At 70.4% G+C, this 21,188-nt stretch carries 16 protein-coding genes and 1 pseudogene; 6 read left to right on the top strand and 11 right to left on the bottom strand.

Features of this window, described 5'->3' with window-relative positions; translation table 11 throughout:
• Nucleotides 1–2 precede the first annotated feature (2 nt).
• Nucleotides 3–1,181: an ADP-forming succinate--CoA ligase subunit beta gene (sucC, locus tag ACZ31C_RS07750; RefSeq protein ID WP_449942862.1), complete on the bottom strand. Its 1,179-nt coding sequence runs from the start codon at nucleotides 1,179–1,181 to the stop codon at nucleotides 3–5.
• Between the two features lie 587 nt (nucleotides 1,182–1,768).
• On the bottom strand, nucleotides 1,769–2,173 hold the full coding sequence (locus ACZ31C_RS07755) for a cobalamin B12-binding domain-containing protein (RefSeq protein ID WP_350692734.1): 405 nt from the start codon (nucleotides 2,171–2,173) through the stop codon (nucleotides 1,769–1,771).
• 423 nt (nucleotides 2,174–2,596) lie between these two features.
• Between ACZ31C_RS07755 and ACZ31C_RS07760 the strand changes: the two genes are divergently transcribed.
• Both ACZ31C_RS07760 and ACZ31C_RS07765 read left to right on the top strand, forming a co-directional pair.
• Complete coding sequence (locus ACZ31C_RS07760) at nucleotides 2,597–3,310, top strand: M23 family metallopeptidase (RefSeq protein WP_350692736.1); 714 nt, start codon at nucleotides 2,597–2,599, stop codon at nucleotides 3,308–3,310.
• Between the two features lie 276 nt (nucleotides 3,311–3,586).
• Nucleotides 3,587–4,387 carry a M23 family metallopeptidase gene (locus ACZ31C_RS07765; RefSeq protein ID WP_465794636.1) on the top strand — a complete coding sequence of 267 codons (801 nt, stop codon included), beginning with the start codon at nucleotides 3,587–3,589 and terminating at the stop codon, nucleotides 4,385–4,387.
• 54 nt (nucleotides 4,388–4,441) lie between these two features.
• Here the strand turns inward: ACZ31C_RS07765 and pcrA are convergent, their stop codons facing one another.
• The gene (gene pcrA / locus ACZ31C_RS07770) at nucleotides 4,442–6,835 is read right to left on the bottom strand and encodes a DNA helicase PcrA (protein WP_465794637.1); all 2,394 of its coding nucleotides are present in this window, start codon (nucleotides 6,833–6,835) and stop codon (nucleotides 4,442–4,444) included.
• Between the two features lie 320 nt (nucleotides 6,836–7,155).
• Here pcrA and ACZ31C_RS07775 point away from each other — a divergent pair, with 320 nt between their 5' ends.
• Nucleotides 7,156–7,524 carry a chorismate mutase gene (locus ACZ31C_RS07775; protein ID WP_465794638.1) on the top strand — a complete coding sequence of 123 codons (369 nt, stop codon included), beginning with the start codon at nucleotides 7,156–7,158 and terminating at the stop codon, nucleotides 7,522–7,524.
• A gap of 395 nt (nucleotides 7,525–7,919) precedes the next feature.
• On the opposite strand, the gene ACZ31C_RS07780 is transcribed toward ACZ31C_RS07775, so the two are convergent.
• The 7 genes from ACZ31C_RS07780 to ACZ31C_RS07810 all read right to left on the bottom strand — a co-directional run bounded on the left by ACZ31C_RS07780 (nucleotide 7,920) and on the right by ACZ31C_RS07810 (nucleotide 16,217).
• The gene (locus ACZ31C_RS07780; RefSeq protein WP_396741562.1) at nucleotides 7,920–8,930 is read right to left on the bottom strand and encodes an ABC transporter ATP-binding protein; all 1,011 of its coding nucleotides are present in this window, start codon (nucleotides 8,928–8,930) and stop codon (nucleotides 7,920–7,922) included.
• The gene (locus ACZ31C_RS07785; RefSeq protein ID WP_396741564.1) at nucleotides 8,923–9,960 is read right to left on the bottom strand and encodes an ABC transporter ATP-binding protein; all 1,038 of its coding nucleotides are present in this window, start codon (nucleotides 9,958–9,960) and stop codon (nucleotides 8,923–8,925) included. Before ACZ31C_RS07785 ends, ACZ31C_RS07780 begins: the two co-directional genes overlap by 8 nt.
• 85 nt (nucleotides 9,961–10,045) lie before the next feature.
• Nucleotides 10,046–10,984: an ABC transporter permease gene (locus ACZ31C_RS07790; RefSeq protein WP_465794639.1), complete on the bottom strand. Its 939-nt coding sequence runs from the start codon at nucleotides 10,982–10,984 to the stop codon at nucleotides 10,046–10,048.
• A 157-nt stretch (nucleotides 10,985–11,141) separates the two neighbouring features.
• A complete protein-coding gene (locus ACZ31C_RS07795) occupies nucleotides 11,142–12,152 on the bottom strand; it encodes an ABC transporter permease (RefSeq protein WP_131053632.1) in 1,011 nt (336 codons plus the stop codon).
• Between the two features lie 100 nt (nucleotides 12,153–12,252).
• On the bottom strand, nucleotides 12,253–13,890 hold the full coding sequence (locus ACZ31C_RS07800) for a peptide ABC transporter substrate-binding protein (protein WP_396741568.1): 1,638 nt from the start codon (nucleotides 13,888–13,890) through the stop codon (nucleotides 12,253–12,255).
• A 375-nt stretch (nucleotides 13,891–14,265) separates the two neighbouring features.
• Nucleotides 14,266–14,952 (bottom strand): response regulator, encoded by a 687-nt coding sequence (locus tag ACZ31C_RS07805; protein WP_396690389.1) that lies wholly within the window; start codon nucleotides 14,950–14,952, stop codon nucleotides 14,266–14,268.
• Nucleotides 14,949–16,217 (bottom strand): PspC domain-containing protein, encoded by a 1,269-nt coding sequence (locus ACZ31C_RS07810; RefSeq protein WP_465795008.1) that lies wholly within the window; start codon nucleotides 16,215–16,217, stop codon nucleotides 14,949–14,951. The genes ACZ31C_RS07805 and ACZ31C_RS07810 overlap by 4 nt, the downstream gene beginning before the upstream one ends.
• A 170-nt stretch (nucleotides 16,218–16,387) precedes the next feature.
• Here ACZ31C_RS07810 and ACZ31C_RS07815 point away from each other — a divergent pair, with 170 nt between their 5' ends.
• The 3 genes and pseudogenes from ACZ31C_RS07815 (at nucleotide 16,388) to ACZ31C_RS07825 (ending at nucleotide 19,943) form a co-directional block, all read left to right on the top strand.
• On the top strand, nucleotides 16,388–18,133 hold the full coding sequence (locus ACZ31C_RS07815) for a PspC domain-containing protein (protein ID WP_465794640.1): 1,746 nt from the start codon (nucleotides 16,388–16,390) through the stop codon (nucleotides 18,131–18,133).
• Nucleotides 18,130–18,384 (top strand): annotated as a pseudogene (locus ACZ31C_RS07820) (hypothetical protein); the annotation flags it as partial. The gene ACZ31C_RS07815 and the pseudogene ACZ31C_RS07820, both read left to right, overlap by 4 nt.
• Before the next feature lie 311 nt (nucleotides 18,385–18,695).
• Complete coding sequence (locus tag ACZ31C_RS07825; RefSeq protein WP_465794641.1) at nucleotides 18,696–19,943, top strand: phosphatidylserine decarboxylase; 1,248 nt, start codon at nucleotides 18,696–18,698, stop codon at nucleotides 19,941–19,943.
• A gap of 67 nt (nucleotides 19,944–20,010) precedes the next feature.
• On the opposite strand, the gene ACZ31C_RS07830 is transcribed toward ACZ31C_RS07825, so the two are convergent.
• Nucleotides 20,011–20,925 (bottom strand): CDP-alcohol phosphatidyltransferase family protein, encoded by a 915-nt coding sequence (locus tag ACZ31C_RS07830; protein WP_396742437.1) that lies wholly within the window; start codon nucleotides 20,923–20,925, stop codon nucleotides 20,011–20,013.
• Nucleotides 20,926–21,188: the final 263 nt, after the last annotated feature.

Raw genomic sequence — 21,188 nt, forward strand, 5'->3', positions numbered from 1 at the left:
TGTCAGACCCCCGCAGCCGCCAGCTCGGCGGCCCGCTCGGCCGCGCCGTCCATGGTGTCGACCCGCTGCACCAGCGGGTTGTTCGCGCTGTCGAGGATCGCCCGACCAGCTTCGGCGTTGTTGCCGTCGAGCCGCACGACGAGCGGCTTGGTGACCTGCTCCCCGCGCTGCTCCAGCAGGGCCAGCGCCTGGATGATGCCGTTGGCGACCTCGTCGCAGGCGGTGATGCCACCGAAGACGTTGACGAAGACGCTGCGGACCGCCGGGTCGGAGAGCACGATCTCCAGGCCGTTGGCCATCACCGCGGCGCTCGCACCGCCGCCGATGTCGAGGAAGTTGGCCGGCTTGACGTTGCCGTGCCGCTCACCGGCGTACGCGACCACGTCGAGCGTGGACATGACCAGACCTGCGCCGTTGCCGATGATGCCGACCTCGCCGTCGAGCTTGACGTAGTTGAGGTCCTTCTCCTTGGCGGCCTGCTCCAGCGGGTCCACGGTCGCCTGGTCGACCAGGGCCTCGTGGTCCGGGTGCCGGAAGCCGGCGTTCTCGTCCAGCGAGATCTTGGCGTCCAGCAGCAGCAGCGTGCCGTCACCGGTCTTGGCCAACGGGTTGACCTCGACCAGCGTGGCGTCCTCGGCGACGAACGCCTTCCACAGCCCCACCGCGACGTCGACGACCTGGTCGGCGACCTCGGCCGGGAAGCCGGCGGCGGAGACGATCTCCCGGGCCTTGGCCTCGTCGACACCCTTGACGGCGTCGATCGGGGCCTTGACGACCTTGTCCGGGGTGTCCGCGGCGACCTGCTCGATGTCCATGCCGCCAGCGACGCTGGCGATGCAGAGGAAGGTGCGGTTCGCCCGGTCCAGCAGGTACGAGAAGTAGTACTCGTCGGCCACGTCCGCGGTCACCGTGATCATGACCTTGTGGACCGTGTGACCCTTGATGTCCATGCCGAGGATGTCGGTGGCGCGGGCCACCGTCTCCTCCGCGCCCTCGGCGAGCTTGACGCCGCCGGCCTTGCCTCGCCCGCCGACCTTCACCTGCGCCTTGACGACCACTCGGCCGCCGAGGCGATCGGCGATCGCGCGGGCCTCCTCCGGGGTAGTGGCAACGCCGCCGGCGAGCACGGGCAGACCGTGCCGCTCGAACAGGTCCCGCCCCTGGTATTCGTACAGGTCCACGATTGCGCGTCCCGTCCCGTCTCCGCGGCGCACCGTCGCGCCGCCACCAGCGTATGGAAAGTAAACAGTGCGGTGCCTGACATCAGTCGAAGTTGACGCAGACCGCTGAACCTCGCGCGGCCCGAACCGCACGGCACTCGCGCACCGCGCCCGCCCCGTGGATCCTGCGGACCGTGGGCAGAGGTGGTGCGGGGTTCATTGGGCGCAGCCTAACGATGTCGGCACGGGCGGCAACCGAGCGGGTGCGGGGTGTGCGGTAATCCACAGCCGCCACCGACGCTGCGTCACCGGCGTGCACCGCGCCGCAGCGGCCGCTCCAGTGTCACCCGTTCGAGCGATCTCGACGGGCCGGGCAGGGAACCCGGTGCCGGTCCGTAACCCGGTTGGCAGGGCCTCGTTGAGTCAGATGTCGGAGCGCTGAACGGCGCGAGGACGCAAGCGGCCGATGCCCTGTCGGTCGAGGGGTGGCGGCGGGGCATCGTGCATAGAGGGGCCGGACGTGTGAGGGGTGCGTCCGGCCCCTCCCCTTGCGCGCCTTTTCCCGCGTCGATCCCCGTACGCGCCCATCGGGTCCGCGCGTGTCGGGCTCAGCTCACCGGTTGGGCGACGTTGCTGCGAACCCACTCCACGATGGACTGGGTGGTCGCGCCCGGCGTGAAGATCTTGGCCACGCCGAGCTGCTCCAGCTCCGGGATGTCGGCGTCCGGGATGATGCCCCCGCCGAAGACCACGATGTCCCGGGCGTCGCGCTCGCCCAGCAGTTCGAGCACCCGGCGGAACAGCGTCATGTGCGCGCCGGAGAGCACGGAGAGGCCGACCGCGTCGGCGTCCTCCTGGATCGCGGTCTCCACGATCTGCTCCGGCGTCTGGTGCAGGCCGGTGTAGATGACCTCCATGCCGGCGTCCCGGAGAGCGCGGGCCACCACCTTGGCCCCACGGTCGTGGCCGTCCAGGCCCGGCTTGGCGACGACGACCCGAACACGAGAGCTCATCTGCGCATCCCTTTCACCGGCTCCGGGGCTTTCACCTGAACGAACGGTAACCCGCGACCCCGAACTCGGGGAACCGGGGCCGAGACCGGGGGCGGACCCGCCGCCACGACGACCTCACACAGAGGCATGACCAACCCGGTCCGGGTCAAGGAGGACGACTCCGCCGATCGGTCACGGTGTGCGACGAACGGACGATAACGAGGGCAGCCCTCCAGCGCCGCGAGCCATGACATTAATGGACGGAAAGGGACAGAAAGGTCCAACGAGTTCGGCGCTCCGGCTTGTGGGGCGACTGACGGTTGGCTACCGTGTCCACGGTTGTCATCAGGTTTGCGGACGGGTGACGACGCGACCAGCCGGCGGACGGATCACTGATCCGGACGGCGGCCGAACGCCTCGGAACCCCGACAACGGAGGGTGTGCGTGCGCCAGCGCCTGTCGTCTGAGCCCGATCGATATCGCGGTCGCCGCCGCGTACCCACCCCCCCGCGTAGCCGCTACGCCGCAGTCGTCACCACCGCCTTCGTCGGTGCCGGTGTGGTGGCACTGGGCGCCGGTGCACTGCCGGACGCCAAGAGCGTCGAACAGTCTGTTCTCGACGAGCTGAAGCAGGCAGCGGTCAGCAGCCAGGGTGCTGCCGAGCGCGCCGACGCCGCCGAGCGGTCCTCCCGGGACAGCCGGAGCGCGCCGGAGACCGTCGAGGACTCCGGCGTCTGGCTGCTGCCACTGCAGGGCTACGACTTCAACTCCCCCTACGGCATGCGGTGGGGCAAGCTGCACACCGGCATCGACCTGGTCGCGCCGGAGGGCACCCCGTACGTCTCGATCCACGAGGGCACCGTGACCAAGGCCGGCTGGTTCGGCGGATACGGCAACGCCGTGATCGTGCAGCACCCCGACGGCAGCGAGGCGATCTACGGCCACTCCTCGGCCGTCAGCGTCCGCGAGGGCCAGCAGGTCAAGGCCGGCGACCAGCTCGGTCTGGTCGGCAACACCGGACACTCCTACGGGGTCCACCTGCACCTGGAGATCCATGTCAAGGGCAAGCCGCTCGACCCGGTGCCCTGGCTCCAGGAGCGCGGAGTGGACATCAAGCTGCAAGTCGAGGCAATTTACAGCGAGGTAGCGGAGTCCTGACACCCCGTTGCACCCGTTAGCCGCCCGGATCGATCGATCCGGGCGGTTTTCTGTGTGCGGCCGCATCGGAAAGTGTCCCAGGACACAGTCCGCATTGTGGCCGATCGCACACCACGCCCGACCCCGCGACCCGGTCACCCGACGACAACCGGGGACAGAACCGGGCAGCGGCCCCGTCATCATCGTCGCCCCGTCGAACCCCCGGTACCCGACACGCACCCGACCGACACCAGGATTTCCAGGTCACGTACCCCTCGATCCAGTGAGGTCCACCCCGTGCAGGACGACAGCTCCACCCCGAACCTCCAACTCCCCCACGCCCCCGCCCGGCACCGCCGCCGGATCGGTCGGCGCGGCCGTCGGCTGGCCGTCGGCGCGGTCGCCGTACTGGGACTCGGAATCGGTGGCGTCGTCGTGACCAATCTCGACGACAGCCCGACCCCGAGCCCCGTCTCACTCGACGCGCAGGCCAGCGCCGAAGCCGCCGCCCGCGCGGAGGCCGCCGACCGCGCCGACCGCTCGGCCCGCGAGTCGGCCGCCCCGGAGAGCCCGACGCCGACCCCGACGGCCAGTCCGTCCACGACACCCAGCGCGAGCCCGACCGCGAAACCCCTTCCGACGGCGACCAAGGCCAGCAAGGCCGCCACGAAGACCACCACGAGCGCGGCACCGAAGCCCGACTGGGTCATCCCGATGGCCGGCGCCGCCATCACCTCGTGCTACGGCCCCCGCTGGGGCACGCTGCACGCCGGTATCGACTTCGCGCTGCCCGCCGGCACACCGGTGCGGGCCGCCTCCAAAGGCACCGTCACGAAGGCCGGCGACGTCGGTGACGGATACGGCATCTCGGTCGTCATCGACCACGGCAACGGCTACCTCACCCACTACGCCCACCTGAGCACCACCCGGGTGAGCGTGGGCGAGAAGGTCAGCACCGGGCAGACCATCGGCCTGGAGGGCTCCACCGGTGACTCCACCGGGCCGCACCTGCACTTCGAGGTGCACCAGGGTCAGATGTGGAACCAGATCGACCCGGCGCCGTTCCTGCGCGCCCGGGGCATCGACGTGGCGTGCTGAGCTGACGCCCAGCGTTCGGCGCACCGGCCCACCCCGGGCCGGTGCGCCGACCCGTCAGATCTTCTCGATCGGGGCGTGCCGCAGCACCAGCCACAACGTCTGGTCGCCGAAGTCGATCTGTGCGCGGGCACCCGGACCGTGGCCCTCCACCGTCACCACCCGACCGAGTCCGTACCGCTGGTGGTTGACCCGGTCCCCGGCGGAGACCTTGGGGCCCTGCGGCAGCTCGCTCGCGGTGGCCAGCCGACTGCCGTCCACGCCGAGCTTGCGGGCCAACTGGACCGCGCGGGGCGTACCGCCGGTGAAGCCGCCGCCCACCCGGTCCGCGCGACCGCCCACGCCGCCGCCACCGCCACCCCAGGAGGTGTACGACCCCTCGGTGCGCTCCCAGCGGACCAGTTCGGTCGGCAGCTCCTCCAGGAACCGCGACGGCGGGTTGTACGCCGGCTGTCCCCACGCCGACCGGGTCACCGCACGGGACAGGTAGAGGCGCTGCCGGGCCCGGGTGATGCCCACGTACGCCAGCCGCCGTTCCTCCTCCAGCTCCCGGGTGTCGCCCAGCGAACGCAGGTGCGGGAAGACGCCGTCCTCCAGGCCGGTCAGGAAGACCACCGGGAACTCCAACCCCTTGGCGGTGTGCAGGGTCATCAGCGTGACCACGCCCTGGTGCTCGGGATCGTCGGCGGGGATCTGGTCGGCGTCGGCCACCAGGGCCACCTGCTCCAGGAAACCGGCCAGCGTGGCCCGCTCCCCCTCCGCGCCGGTCGCCTCGATCCGTTCGGTGTACTCCCGGGCCACGCTGACCAGTTCCTGGAGGTTGTCCACCCGGCCCGCGTCCTGCGGGTCCAGGCTCTCCTCCAGCTCGGTCAGGTAGCCCGAGCGGGTCAGCACTGCCTCCAGCACCTCCTCGGGGGTGCCGTCGACGGCCACCTGCCGGGCGGAGTCGAGCAGCGCGACGAAGTCGGCGATGCCGTTGGCCGCGCGGGTGGAGATGCCCGGCGCGTCCTTGGCCCGGCGCAGCGCGGCACCGAAGGAGATGCGGTCCCGGCTGGACAGTGCCTCCACGCACGCCTCGGCCCGGTCACCGATGCCCCGCCGGGGCGTGTTCAGGATCCGGCGCAGACTCACCGTGTCGTCGTCGTTGACCACCGCGCGCAGATAGGCCAACGCGTCGCGGACCTCCTTGCGCTCGTAGAAGCGCACCCCGCCGACGACCTTGTACGGCAGGCCGACCCGGATGAACACCTCCTCGAAGACGCGGGACTGCGCGTTGGTGCGGTAGAAGACCGCCACGTCGCCCGGCCGGGTCTCGTCGGCGTCGACCAGTCGATCGATCTCCCGACCCACCCAGTCCGCCTCGGCGTGCTCGGTGTCGGCGACGTACCCGACGATCTGCTCGCCCGCCCCGGCGTCGCTCCACAGCCGCTTCGGCTTGCGCGAGGTGTTGCGGTCGATCACCGCGTTGGCCGCGTTCAGGATGGTCTGGGTGGAGCGGTAGTTCTGCTCCAGCAGGATGGTGCGGGCGTCGCCGAAGTCGCGTTCGAACTCCAGGATGTTGCGGATCGTCGCGCCCCGGAAGGCGTAGATCGACTGGTCCGCGTCACCGACCACGCACAACTCCGCCGGGGCCAGCCCCTCCGTGCCGGAGACCAACTCCTTGATCAGCACGTACTGCGCGTGGTTGGTGTCCTGGTACTCGTCGACCAGCACGTGCCGGAACCGACGGCGGTAGGTCTCGGCGACGTGCGGGTGCGACTGGAGCAGGTGCACCGTCGTCATGATCAGGTCGTCGAAGTCCAGCGCGTGCGCCTCGCGCAGCCGTCGCTGGTACAGCGTGTACGCCTCGGCCAGTGCCCGCTCGTTCGGCCCCGACGCCCGGCCCGCGAAGGTATCCGGGTCGACCAGCTCGTTCTTGAGATTGGAGACCTGGGCCGTCAGGCCCCGCGCCGGGTAGCGCTTCGGGTCCAGGTCGAGCTCGCGGGTGACCATCTGCATCAACCGGCGGGAGTCGTCCGCGTCGTAGATCGAGAAGGTGGACTTGAGCCCGGCGTGCTCGTGCTCGGCGCGCAGGATCCGTACGCAGGCGGAGTGGAACGTGGAGACCCACATCATCCGCGCACGCGGACCGACCAGGGCGGCCACCCGTTCCTTCATCTCACCGGCGGCCTTGTTGGTGAAGGTGATCGCGATGATCTCGCCGGGGTGCACGTCCCGCGCGGCGAGCAGGTACGCGATCCGGTGGGTCAGGACCCGGGTCTTGCCGGAACCGGCACCGGCGACGATCAACAGCGGTGAGCCGGCATGGGTGACCGCGTCCCGCTGGGGACCGTTGAGGCCTTCCACCAACTCGGACGGATCGAGGCGGCCGGGAGCCGGCCGGCGCGGCGGCAGCGCCCGGTCGGGCTCGGGCGCGGACGGGGACGCGGGGATGTCGAAGAGAGGATGCATCGCAGGGCGAGTCTATGCCGCCGCCCCGACATCCCCGCCCCACGCCGCCGCCCGGTGTAAGGAAGGGCCCCCTACTAACGCCTCGTGCATAGGAAGGGTCCCTTCCTAACCGGTTTCCTTGCGCGGCGACGGCTGCTGCGGGCATACTCGACGGCGTGTTCGACCAGCGCTTCTACTTTTACTACGGCCCCGGGAGTCCGGCAGCCGTAGGTCGCGCCTGATCGACAAGACCTACGAAAAGCCCCGGGCTCTCGGAGTCCGGGGCTTTTGTCGTCCCGGGATCCGGGCACCGGGCACCACACCGTGAGAGGTACCCGAAGATGACAGACGTGATGGAGCAGAACGGCGTCCCAGGCGAGTCCGGCACGGCCCCGAACGGCACCGGCGCGGAGGGCGGCACCAGCCCCGGCGCGGACACCCCGGGCACCGGGACCGCAGAACCGGGCGCCGCCGCCCGCATCGCCGAGATCCGGGTACGGATCGACGAGATCGACCGCACGATCGTCGAGCTGTGGCAGGAGCGGGCCGCCCTGTCCCGCGAGGTCGGCGCGACCCGGATGGCTTCCGGCGGCACCCGGCTGGTGCTCTCCCGGGAACAGGAGATCCTGGAGCGCTTCCGGGTCGCCCTCGGCGCCGACGGCACCCAGTTGGCGCTGCTGCTGCTGCGGGCCGGTCGCGGCCCACTGTGACCCGCGCGGGTCGGTCGGCGTGGCACACCGGGGATCGGCCGTCCCCATGAGTAGGCGCCGGACCGACCGTGGGCGACCCGGCTGCGAGCGACCCGGCCGTGGCGACCCTGCCGCAGGTGACCCTGCCGCAGGCGACCCGACCGTGACGACCCCGCACGGCAGTCCGGACGCGGCAGCCCTGACACGGCAGTCCGGACGCGGCAGCCCTGACACAGCAGTCCGGACGCGGCAGCTCTGACACGGCAGTCCGGCGCCAGGGCAGTCCGGGCACGGCGGCTTGGACGCGGACCGGGGCGCCGGCCGCTGGTGACGGCCGACGCCCCGAATCACTGAGGAGGCACTACCTTCACCGCCGCTCCCGGTTTGGATGACCGGCCACGACGGCGTCTGCGTGGCTACTCCGTCGCGTGCACCACGTCGCGTACCTCGGCGAAGTGGCAGGCGCTCGGGTGGCCGGACTTGTCCCTGATCTGCAGCAGTGGCTCCTCTTCCGCGCAGACGTCCTGGGCCTTCCAGCAGCGGGTGCGGAACCGGCAGCCGGACGGCGGGTTGGCCGGCGACGGCACGTCGCCGGTCAGGACGATCTGGTCACGGTGCCCACGCAACTTCGGGTCCGGCACCGGCACCGCCGACAGCAGCGCCTGGGTGTACGGATGCGTGGGCGTCTCGTAGATCTGGTCCTCGGTGCCGATCTCGACGATCTTGCCGAGGTACATCACCGCGACCCGGTCGGCGATGTGCCGCACCACGGACAGGTCATGGGCGATGAAGATGTACGACAGACCCAGCTCGTTCTGGAGCTTCTCCAGCAGGTTGATCACCTGCGCCTGGATGGAGACGTCCAGGGCCGAGACCGGCTCGTCACAGAGGATGATCTCCGGGTTGAGCGCCAACGCCCGGGCGATGCCGATGCGCTGCCGCTGACCGCCCGAGAACTGGTGCGGGTAGCGGTTGATGTGGTCGGGGTTCAGGCCGACCAGCTCCAGCAGCTCCTGCACCTTGGGCCGACGCTGGCCCTTCGGCACCACGTCCGGGTGCACCTCGAACGGCTCACCGATGATGTCGCCGACGGTCATCCGCGGGTTCAGCGAGGTGTACGGGTCCTGCATCACCAGTTGGATGTTCCGCCGGCCCCGACGTCGTTCCTCGGCGCCGACCTTGGCCATGTTCTTGCCCTGCACGAACAGGTCACCGGAGGTCGGCGTCTCCAGACCGACGAGCATCCGCGCCAACGTCGACTTACCGCAGCCGGACTCGCCCACGATGCCGAGGGTCTCGCCGCGCCGCAGCTCCAGGTTGACCCCGTCGACCGCGCGCACCGCGCCGACCTGCTTCTTGAACACGATGCCCCGGGTCAGCGGGAAGTGCTTGACCAGGTCACGGGTCTCCAACACCACGTCACTCATCGCCCTTGACCTCCTTCCAGAAGTGGCAGGCAGCCGTCCGGCTCGGCGACACCTGGTACAGCGGCGGCGCCGGGTCCTGCTTGCAGACGTCCTGGGTGTAGCGGCAGCGAGGGTTGAAGGCACACCCCGGCGGGATGTTGGTCAACGCCGGGGGCAGCCCCTTGATGGCGCTGAGTTCCTGACCCTTGAGGTCCAGCCGCGGGATCGACTCCAGCAGACCCTTGGTGTACGGGTGGGCCGGGGTGGCGTAGATGTCGTCCACGCCGGCTTCCTCGATGACCCGACCGGCGTACATGACGGAGATCCGGTCGGCCACGTCGGCCACCACACCCATGTCGTGGGTGATCAGCACCAGCGCCATGTTCCGTTCCCGCTGGAGCTCGGCCAGCAGGGCCATGATCTGGGCCTGCACGGTCACGTCCAGTGCGGTGGTCGGCTCGTCCGCGATCAGCACCTCGGGGTCGAGCGCCAGCGCCATGGCGATCATGACGCGCTGCCGCATACCGCCGGAGAACTGGTGCGGGTAGTCGTTCACCCGCTGCTGCGCCGCCGGAATCTTGACCAGGTCGAGCAGTTCGACGGCTCGGGCCTTGGCGTCCTTGCGGGACATGCCCCGGTGCTTGCGGAACAGCTCGCCGAGCTGGAACCCGACGGTGAAGACCGGGTTCAGCGCGGAGAGCGCATCCTGGAAGATCATCGCGATCCGGTTCGCGCGCACCTTGCGGCGCTCGGACTCCGGCAGCTTGAGCAGGTCGACACCCCGGTACAGGATCTCGCCACCGGTGATGAACCCGGGCGGGCTGTCCAGGATGCCCATGATCGCCTGGGCGGTCACGCTCTTGCCGCAGCCCGACTCACCGAGGATCGCCCGGGTCTCGCCGGCCCGCACGTCGAAGCTCACCCCGTTGACCGCGCGAGCCACGCCGTTACGGGTACGGAACTCCACCTGCAGGTTCTTGACCTGTAGTGGCAACGCGTTCGGGTCGAGGCCCGGCAGCGCGTCCAACTTGACGTTCACATCACTGCTCATGCCTGCACTCCGCTTCGCTCCGCGCCACCGTGTGGCACGACCGCCTTGTGCTGATGGTTGGCCCGCTGGGATCCGCTCATCGGAATCACCGGAACTTCGGGTCGAGGGCGTCACGCAGTGCGTCACCCATGAGGATGAAGGACAGCACCGTGCCGACCAGCAGACCACACGGGAAGAGCAGCAGCCACGGGTCCTCCAGGAAGTAGACCTGGTGCACCGAGATCATGATGCCCCACGACTGCGCCGGCGGCTGGAGCCCGACGCCGAGGAAGGTCAGCGTGGCCTCCGCGGCGACGAACGAACCGAGCACGATGGTGGCGTACACCAGCATCGGAGCGATCGCGTTCGGCAGGATGTGCCGGAACATCAGCCGCGAGTTGCGGGCACCGACCGCCTTGGCCGCGTGTACGTAGTCCAGGTCCTTCGAGGAGATGACGCTGCCTCGGGTGATCCGGGCGATGGTCGGCCAGGCGAGCAGGAACAGCACCAGGGTCAGGGTCCAGATGTTCTGCCGCTTGATGACCGTGAGGAACACGATCGCGCCGAGCAGGAACGGCAGCGACAGGACGATGTCCATCACCCGGGAGATGATCGTGTCGACCCAGCCGCCGTAGTAGCCGGCGAGCAGGCCGAGCGTGCCACCGACCAGCACGATGCCACCGGTCGCCATGACCGCGATGACCATCGACGGCCGCGCGCCGTAGATCGCGTGCGCGTAGTAGTCGCAGCCCAGGATGTCGTACCCGAACGGGTGTTCCCAACTGGGCGAGATCCGGGACCGGTCGGTGTTGCAGGCACGCGGGTCCTGGCTGGTCCAGAGCTTCGGGAAGGCCGCCATCGAGCCCACCACGAGGATGTACAGGGAAGCGATCATGAAGACCGGGTCGCGCAGCAACTGCCGCCGGGCGTCCGCCCAGAGGCTGGCGCTGCGCTCCTTGCCGCCGACCGGCGCATCGGTCGTGGGGCCGTCACCGCCCACCGGTGCCCCGCCGACGGCGGCGCCCGCGCTGTTCAGGTCACTCATGCCGACGCTCCGCTTCGCTCCGCGCCGCCATGAGGCACCAACACACTGAGCCTGATGATTCGCTCGCTACGCACACTCATGTCCACACCTCGTTTCGCTCCACCGGCACCCGGGAGCGGTCGGAAGATCCTGCGTCGGCATCGTCACCACGGTCCGGTCACTCATAACGGATCCTCGGGTCGAGCACGGCGTACAGGAGGTCGACCAGCAGGTTGGCGATCAGGACGACCAGCACCAGCATGGTCACCACGCCGATCACCACCGAGGACTCCCCGGTACGCGCGGACATCGTCACCAGTCGACCGATACCCGGCACGTTGAAGATGGTCTCGGTGACCACCGCGCCGGCCATCGCGGCACCGATGTCGACGCCCAGGAAGGTGATCACGGGGATCAGCGAGTTACGCAGCGTGTGCACACCGATGACGCGCTTGGTGGTCAGGCCCTTGGCCTTCGCCGTCCGGACGTAGTCGGCCCGGATGTTCTCCATGATGCTGGTCCGGGTGAGCCGGGCAGTGACCGCCAGCGACGTCGCACCGAGCACCATGCCCGGGATGATCAGACTCGCCCAGGGATAGTCGGGCTTGAAGCCGGGGCTGAACATACCGGTGGAGATCACGTCGGGGATCCAGCTCTGGCCGCGCAGCACGTTGCCGAACTTGACGCCGACGAACTCCCGCACGATCAGGCCGAGCACGAAGATCGGCACCGAGATGACGAAGACCGTGCTGATCTTCACCGTGTAGTCGGCGAAGCTGCCGCCGCGCAGACCGGCGAGCACACCGGCGGCGATACCCACGACCGCCTCGAAGACGATGGCGATGAGCAGCAGCTTGAGCGTGAACGGAATGGCGTCCGCCACCAGGTCGGTGACCTCACGCTGGCGCAGGTTGATGCCGAAGTCGAAGTTCAGGAAGATGCCCTGCAGCCGGTCCAGGAACATCCCGAAGCAGGGGTTGCCCTTCTGGTCGAGGCAGGGGTCACCGTAGCCGAGTCGCTCGGTGATCGCCTCCAGCAGCGCGGGCGGCGGCGTCCGGTCCCCGAAGAGCGCCCGGACCGGGTTCCCGCTGAACTGGATCGCCAGTGAAGTCAGGTAGTGGAGCAGGAACATGGTGCCCAGCACGGTGGGGATGAACTGGAGCAACCGTCGAATGACGTAGCGCCCCATGTCGGGGTCTCCTCTCGGCGCTGACGTGGCGGCAACGATCACCCTGGTGGGGAGACCGTTGCCGCCACGTCGTGTTACGGCAGGATCAGGCGGTTGAAGCTCAGTTCTGCTTCAGCGAAATCGCTGCGTAGTCGGCGTCCGAGACGGAGTTCCAGACGAACTGGTCGACGTTCTCGCTGTAAAGGGCACCAACCTTGTTGAACCACATCGGGATGACCGGCAGGTCCTCACCGACCAGGTCCTCCGCCTTCTGGTAGGACGGGATCGCGGCCTGGATCGAGTCGGCCGAGTCACCCTCCTTCATGGCGGCGTCGAACTCGGGGTTGCTGTAGGTCGAGTTGTTGCTGCCCGAGCCCGTGGCGTACAGCGGGTAGAGGAAGGTCTCCATGAACGGGTAGTCCGGACCCCAGCCGAGGCGGAAACCACCGGTGAACTTCTTCTGGTCGGCGGTCTCCAGGTACTCGGCGAACTGCAGGTTCACCCGCAGCTCGTAGTCGATACCCAGGGCCTCCTTGATCTGGTCACCGACCGCCTGCAGCCACTGGTCGTGGCCGGCACCGGCGTTGGCCCACAGGATCAGCTTCTCACCGGCCGGCCAGCCGCCGGCCTCGGCGAGCAGCTGCTTGGCCTTCTCGACGTCCTTCACGGCGTACGGGGTGACGTTCTCCCGAGCGCCCTCGAAGGTCGGGGCGACGAAGCCGGTGGCCGGGGTGAACCGGCCGTCGAAGACGGCGTCGATGATCGACTGGCGGTCGATCGACAGCGAGAGCGCCTGGCGGACCCGCTTGTCCTTGAAGTTGTCCTGGTACAGCGGCATGCCGACGTAGGTGAAGCTGTCACCCGGCTGCTCGTACATCCGGTCGGCGTAGGTGGCCTTGGCCTCCTTGTACCGGGCCGGCGGCACGGTGTACAGCACGTCCAGCTCGCCGGCCTGGAAGGCGGCGTAGCCGGCGTCGATGTCGGCGAAGATCCGGTACTCGATGCGGTCCGGCTTGCCGGGCTCGCCCTTCCAGCTGTCGCTGCGGACCACGTTGATCGCGACGTTGTGCTGCCAGTTGCCGTCGATCTTGTACGGGCCGTTACCGATCGGCTTCTCGTTGCAGGCCGCGATGTCGGCGATGCAGGCCTCGGCCATCGGGAAGAAGCCCGGGTAGCCGATCGTGGTCGGGAAGCCGGAGAACGGGGCCTCCAGCTCGACGGTGAAGGTCAGGTCGTCGACCTTCTTCAGGCCGGACAGCTCCTTGGCCTTCGGCTCCGGGGCCTTCTGCGGGCCGTCGCCGTCCGGGTCCTCGGACTGGACGTCCTTGATACCGGCGATCCGCTTCATGAAGTAGCCGTTGTTCTGGGCGTTCGGGCTGTAGGCCGCGAAGTTCCAGGAACGGATGAAGGCGTCGGCGTTGACCGGCTCACCGTTGTCAAAGGTGTAGCCGTCCTTGATCTTGATCGTCCAGAGCTTCTGGTCGTCCGAGTCAACCGACTCGGCCAGGTCCATCTCGACCGCAGCGCTCTCGGCGTTGTACTTGACCAGACCACGGAAGAGCGAACGGATCACGTACAGCGACGGCTCGTCGTCACCGCCGGAGGGCGTCAGGAACGCCGGCTCCGCGTTGTAGACGCGCAACGTACCGCCGGCCTGGCCGCTCGATTCGTTGTCGTTGTCGCTACCACCGCCACAGGCGGTGGCCAACATGGCGGTGGCGGTCGCCGCGACCGCCACCTTCAGGAATTTCCCGCGCATGGGAGTGCCTCCTCAGGGCGCTCGGCTCACGAGGGGGTTGTGAGGTGCCTGCCACTGTGACACCCGATGCGCCCAAGCCGAAAGGCGTGTTATCAACCCGATACCCGCCCGGGACGGCCTCGACATCGACCCGGAGCCCCGTCCACGCCGCCCGACAGGCATGCTATGAGCTGCCCGTCAACGGCTTTTTCGCGCCCGAATGGCCGATTGCCGGCGCGGCCGGAGCACCCCGAAGCATCGACCAGGAAACCTGAGGTGAATCCCGCCACGTCGCCCCGAATCCTAACCGAAAGGACGATGCCGATTCCAGACAGGAGACCGAATCAGTTCCTCGGGTGATCGTCTGCCCGAGGGCCCGGACGAGCCCCCGTCCGTTCACACCAACCGGCGGTCGGCGGCCCAGCGGGACAGCTCGTAGCGGTTGGACATCTGGAGCTTGCGCAACACGTTGGAGACGTGGGTCTCGACCGTCTTGATCGAGATGTACAACTCCCGGGCGATCTCCTTGTACGCGTACCCCCGGGCCAGCAGCCGCAGCACCTCGCGCTCGCGGTTGGTGAGCTGGTCCAGCTCGGGGTCGGCGACCGGGGCGTCGGGGCGGGCCGCGAAGGCGTCCAGCACGAACCCGGCCAGCCGGGGGCTGAACACGGCGTCGCCGTCGGCCACCCGTCGGATCGCCGCGGCCAGCTCGTCCGGCGAGATGGTCTTGGTGACGTAACCCCGAGCGCCGGCCCGGATCAGCCCGATCACGTCCTCGGCGGCGTCGGAGACGCTGAGCGCCAGGAACCGCACCTGCGGGTGGCTGCGCCGCATCGCCTCCAGCACCGCACGACCACCTCCGTCGGGCATGTGTACGTCGAGCAGCACCACGTCCGGTTCGATGGCCGCGATCCTGCTGACCGCCTCGGAGACCGTGCTCGCCTCGCCCACCACCTCCACGTGCGCGCCCAGTTCGGCGCGGACCCCGGCGCGGAACATGGCGTGGTCGTCGACCAGGAACACGCGCAGCCGCTCGGGTCCGGCTCCCGTCGGCTCGGCCGCTGGCGTCGACTGCTCGGTCATGATCTGTCCCTTTCCGCCGTGGCCGAGTCCCGACTGATCGGCAGGATCAGTCGCACCTCGGTCCCCTCCCCCGGCCCGGAGCGGATCTCCGCCCGGCCGCCGTGTCGCTTCATCCGCCCGATGATCGAGCCCCGTACACCGTGCCGGTGATCCTCCACGGTATCCGGATCGAAGCCCGCCCCCCGGTCCCGTACGAAGACGCTGACCTGGTCGGGTTCCACCTCGGCATAGAGCGATACGGTCTGCACCCCGGCGTGCCGGGCGGCGTTCACCAGCGCCTCCCGGGCCGCGGCGACGATCGCGCCGACCCGTTCGTCGGTCTCCCGGTCACCGACCACCACCGCCTCCACGGTGATCGCGAAGGTGTCCTCGACCTCGGCGGCGGCCTGCTCCAACGCGGCGGCGAACCGCTCGGTGGGCGACGCGGTCGGCTTGTAGAGCCAGTTCCGCAACGAGCGCTCCTGGCCCCGGGCCAGCCGCTGGACGGCCTTCACGTCACTGGCGTTGCGCTGAATCAGCGCGAGGGTGTGCAACACCTGGTCATGCACCATGGCGGCCAACTCAGCCCGTTCCTGTTCCCGGATGCGTCCCTCACGCTCGGAACGGAGCTGGTTCCAGGTCCGCCAGAGCACCGGTGCCATCACCACCCCGACCCCGGCCAGGCCGACCAGCGCGAAGATCACGCCGTTGATCACCGCGTCCAGGTTCTGCGCCGGGGAGTACACGGCGGCGACGCCGATGATGCCGACGGCGACCAGCACCCCACCACCGACGAACCGGAGCACGAAGGCCCGCCGGTCGCTCTCCTCCACCACCGCGCCGAGCCACGGCACCGGCAGCGACTCGCCCCACTGCCGCCGCCGTTCCGGGGTGGACTGGTGCCAGATCACGCCGGCTCCCACCGCGATGATCGCGACCAGCCAGCCGGCGGTGCCCGCGGCACCCACCGAGTCGAAGAGCACCACCTGGACCAGCAGGGCGCCCAGCCCGATCGCCACGAACGGCAGCAACTGCCCGAACTCCCGCCGGGGCGGTACGGCGGTGTCTCCCGGACGCAGCGGCACGACGGCCCAGAAGGCGGCGTAGAGCAGCAGGCCGAGCCCGCTCAGCCCGAGCAGCACCATGAAGGCGACCCGGACCCGGAGTACCGGGACACCGAGGTGCTCGGCGATGCCGGCCGCCACCCCGGCGGCCATCCGGTGCTCCGGGGCACGGTAGAGGCGCGGCGGCCCAACGACGGTGCTGATCACGTACTCCCTGGTCAGGACGGCTCGCGCCGGAGACGGACGGTGCGGCGGCGCTGGTCCGATCGTCACACGCGCGGTGGTCGGCCGACCACGGGGACGCCCCGGACTTCACCGGCCCGCCGATCTCAGGGTGGGGTCAGGGTCGGCTCCGGAGGTCGCTCGGGTCCGCCGCGCAGCAGTATCGAGACATGACCGACGACGCTGCTCAGCCGCACCGGCCCGGGCCCACGGAGAAGGCACCGGGGCACGACGTCCCGGCGCCGGACGCGTCCGGACCACCGGGGGCCGTCCAGGACGGTCCCGACACCCCGGCCGCCGAGCCGGACGGTTCCGGCACCTCGGCCGCACCGCCGGCGGGGGGAACGGCCTGGGACGCGACGCCTCCGCCGGTCGGCACGCCACCACCCGCCGGGCCGGGGGGGCCGGGCGGGTCAGGCGGGTCGGCGTACCCCGGTGGCCCGTCGGCCGCCCCACCACCCGGGGGACCCGGCTCGCCACCGCCGTCGGACGGCCCCTGGTCGCCTTTCGGCGGCGCCGGCTTCACCTCGCGGTACGGGTTGGTCCGTCCCCGCGACGGCCGCTACCTCGCCGGGGTCTGTGCCGCCGTCGGTCGCGCCACCAACACCGACCCGGTGCTCTGGCGGGTGCTGCTCGCGGTGCTCGGCTTCTTCGGCGGCATCGGCATCCTGCTCTACGTCGCCGCCTGGTTGATCATCCCGGGCGAGGGTGACACCGCCTCACCGGTCGAGTCCATGCTCGGTCGGGGTCGGTCCAGCATGTCCCCGGTGACCGTGATCGTGCTCAGCATCCTGGTCGCGATCAGCTTCGGCTTCATCGTCACCGACGCCTTCCGCGCGGTGCTGCTCGGCGCGGCGATCCTGGTCGGCGGCGCGTTGCTGCTCAACCGCCACCAGCAGCGCGCCCCGCAGCCGGCGGGCGGTCCGGGCGGAGCACCCGCGCCACCTGCCGGACCACCCGGCCCGGTGCCACCGGTGAGCTATCCCGGCCCCGCCGGGTATCCGCCGCCGGCCGGCGGGTTCGGCCGCACCACTCCGGCGTTCGCCGCGCCGGCTGCCTTCCACGCGCCCGCCCCGGCCCCCGGAGCGGCACCCGCTCCGGCCGGGCAGACCGAGGAGCCGACGCGATACCTGCCGCCGACACCCCCGTGGCCGTCCACGGGCGCGCCGACGCCACTGGTGGTGCCGCCGACCGTGCCACCGCACTCGCCGACCTACCGTGCCCCGTTCGCCCCGCATGGCCCGTACGCCGGGCAGACCCCGGTGGTACCGCCGCCGCCCAGCCCCAAGCCGCCGAAGAAGCCCCGCGAACGCTCCGCCCTCGGTGCGGTGACCTTCTCGCTGATCTTCGTCGCGCTGGGTGTGGTCGGCATCCTCGACCTGCTCGACGTCTTCCCCGTCGGTGCGTCGGCGTACTTCGCGGCGGTGCTCGCCGTGATCGCGCTGGGTCTGCTCGTGGGCACCTGGTTCGGCCGGGCCCGCTGGCTCATCGCCCTCGGTCTGGTGGCCTCCGCCGCGCTGGCGGTGGCCACGGTCGCCGAGTCGTACGACCGGGTCCGAGGGGTGGACGGCACCGTGACCTGGGCACCGACCGACCACCGCGAGCTCGCGGTGCGGTACGAGCAGAGCTTCTCCGACGCGGTGCTCGACCTGCGCGGGGTGGACTTCGACCAGAAGGAAACCGAGATCACCGTGGTCATCAACTTCGGCGAGGCCACCGTGGTCGTTCCGCCGAACGTGGACGTGACGGCCAACGCGCATGTCACCGCCGGTGACGCCAACGTCTTCGGCCAGCGTGCCGGCGGCCTGGACAACCGGCTCACGGAGATCGTCGACCTCGGCGCGGACGGTGCCGGTGGCGGCAAGCTCCGCCTCAACCTGCAGATCAACGCCGGACACATGGAGGTGACCCGGTGAGGGTGCATCGCACGGACCTGGTGTCGTTCGCCTTCGGGCTGCTCTTCCTCCTGCTCTCCGCATGGTGGCTGCTGGCCCAGGTGCTCGGCCTGGTCCTGCCGCCGGTGGGCTGGTTCCTGGCCGGCGGGCTGATCCTGATCGGTGTGCTCGGCCTGGTCGGCGCGTTGCGGTCCAGCCGGCACAGCCCGGCGGACGAGTCCACCGAGGCCGGTCCGACCGACCCGGTCGAACCGTCAACCACCGGGACGGACGCGGACCCGGCCGACGACCCGGTCTTCGGGGCGGCACCGGGCCGGGCGGAGATGGACGACCGGACCCTCGATCTCCCCCACCCCGACGACACGTCGCCCCCGTCGCCACGAGGGCCCGCCGCCTGACCATGCGACGCTTGTCGCCAGCGGCCTATGCTGGCCGGTGTGCTCCCGCCTCCGTCGGCCGGTCCACGCCGCAGGGCGTCCTGCGCTAGCCGCCGGCTCGCGCGGGCCGTCCGTGGCGGGCCCGGCCCCGCCGCTGGCGGTGATCTCGCGACAGTCGCCTCTACCTCGTCAGGAGCCCGTTCGACATGACCCAGTCCCCCGCCGTGCGTGTCCCCGGGCGGTCCGGTCCGGTCCGCCTCGGCGAGCGTGCCGCCCGTACCCTCGTCGCCGAGTTCGCTCGGATCAACGACCCGAAGGCCGCCCTGCTGGTGGGCGCCGCCCCGGAGTCCGCTGTGCTGGCCGCGGCGATCGACGCGCTGCTGCCCGGCGACACCCTCACCCTGGTGCCCACCGAGCGGGTCAGCGCGACGGCGCTGCGGGAACACGTCACCGCCCAGGGGCGCTGGGTCGCCGACCGGGTCCGGGTGGTGGACACCCTCACCGAGGCCGAGCCCGCCACCGTGGTGATCGCCGGTGAGGCGTTCGTCGGCACCGCGGACGAGACCCGGAGCGCCGTCGAGGAGCTGACCAAGTACCTGGCCGACGGCGGGGTGCTGACCGTCTCCACGGCGGTCGCCCGGACCGCCGGCGCCGCCGCCGAACTGGAGCGGCAGGGCGCACTGCACGGCGTCGGTGCCGATCTGGTGCTGCGCAACTCGCCGCCGGTACGCGTCTACCGGCTCCGCTTCACGCCTGCCGACGCCGCGTCGGCGGAGCGCCTCGCCCCCGCCTACCGGCCGTCGAGCGTGCCGCTGACCCGCGACATGCACATCGACTCCAACGGCGTGGCCGCCGCCGGCATCGCCCTCGGGCTCGCCGCCCTGACCCGCCTGGCCCGGCCGAAGTCGAAGCTCTGGCTGCTGCCCGCGCTGGCCGCCGCACCCGTGGCCGCCTTCTTCCGCGACCCGCAGCGGGACGTGCCGGAGGATCCGTCGGCCGTGGTGGCCGCCGCCGACGGCGAGGTGCTGTCGGTGCAGCGCCTGCACGACGAGCGCTTCGGCGACGGCGAGTTCCTGCGGGTCGCCGTCTTCCTCTCGGTGCTCGACGTGCACGTCAACCGCGCACCGGTGGCGGGCAAGGTGGTGGACTACTTCGTCGCTGACGGCGGGTTCGTCAACGCGATGAAGCCGGACGCGGAGCACAACGTGGCCGCGTACACGGTGCTGGACACCGCGCACGGCACCGTCGTGGTGGCCCAGCGGACCGGGCTGATCGCGCGGCGGATCGTGCAGCGGGCGCCGATCGGCGCGCTGCTGGCCCGGGGCGAGCGGTTCGGTCTGATCCGGTTCGGCTCGCGTACCGATGTCTACCTGCCGGCAGATGCCGCCGAGCCGCTGGTCGGGCCGGGCGACAAGGTCGTCGGCGGGGCGAGCGTCATCGCCCGCTGGCGCTGACCGACGACAGACAGGGGCGCCGCAGTCTTCACGACTGCGGCGCCCCTGTTCGTGAGGTCGATCAGGATCAGATGGTGCGACGCTGCCGGAGCCAGAGCACCGGACCGCTGACCAGGTAACCCACCACGATCAGCCCGAACGTGACCCGGATGTCGATCAGCGCGCCGAGCACCGGGGCCACCCAGATCCACGGCGGCAGCTTGACCAGCCGCGCGAGCTTGGCGTACGGGAAGCTGCTGACCATGGTGAAGGCGAGCAGCGCCACCCCGGCGACCTGCACCACACCCGGCACCGGCAGGCCGATCACGACCATCAGGGCGAGTACGGCAGCCGCCATGGTGGTCGGCACGCCGCAGAAGAAGCGGCCGTCCTTGGGCGAGACGTTGAAGCGGGCCAGCCGGATCGCGGCGCACGCGGCGACCAGTGCGGCGGCCACCCCGGCGGCGGCCATCGGCACCTCACCGGCGAGCGAGGCGTAGACCACCACCGGCGCGGCGAGACCGAACGAGCACATGTCGGCGAGCGAGTCCATCTGCGCGCCGAAGGGGCTGGAGACCCCGAGCTTGCGCGCCAGCGCGCCGTCCAGGCCGTCGAAGGCGACGCAGGCGATGAGCAGCAGGGCGGCCAGTTGCACGTCGCCACGCATGGCGACGAAGATCGCGTTGATGCCCAGCACCAGGCTGGCCAGTGTGCAGGCGTTGACCAGGGCGAACTTCATCCGCCGGGCCATCGTCCGCTCGCCGGGGAGCAGCGGGATCGGTGTCTGGGCGCTCTCCTCGACCGGAGCCGGCACGACGGCGGGGCTGACCGGGGCGATTGTCTCGATCCGGGTGCGGTGGAACCGCTGCAGGCCGTACCGGCGACGCGGGCGGTCCTGGTACCTCGGCTCGGGCAGCACGTCAGCCGTGCCGCCCCCCTCCACACCTCGACGACCGACGCGGACCAACAGGACCTGGCGGGCAAGACTGCCGCTGCGGCGCAGCGGGCCCGTCCAGTTGCGTCCGGCGGGACGCGGGCTGTCAGTGGTACGACGCCGGCGCCATGGGGCTCTCGGCACGCTTCCTCCATCACCGGATCGTTGGCCGCCACCTGGGGCCGGCGTCCGGCTCTCTCGTGCCGGGTCTCTTCGACCCGGCAGCCGTTTTGCGGAGTACACCATTGCATAGGGGGACGGGGATTGGCGATAGCTACCGGCGGTACTTATATCTGCCTCAACCGCGCAAACCGCCGTCTTATTCCCATCTC

This window comes from Micromonospora sp. NPDC023869 (genome assembly GCF_055559695.1).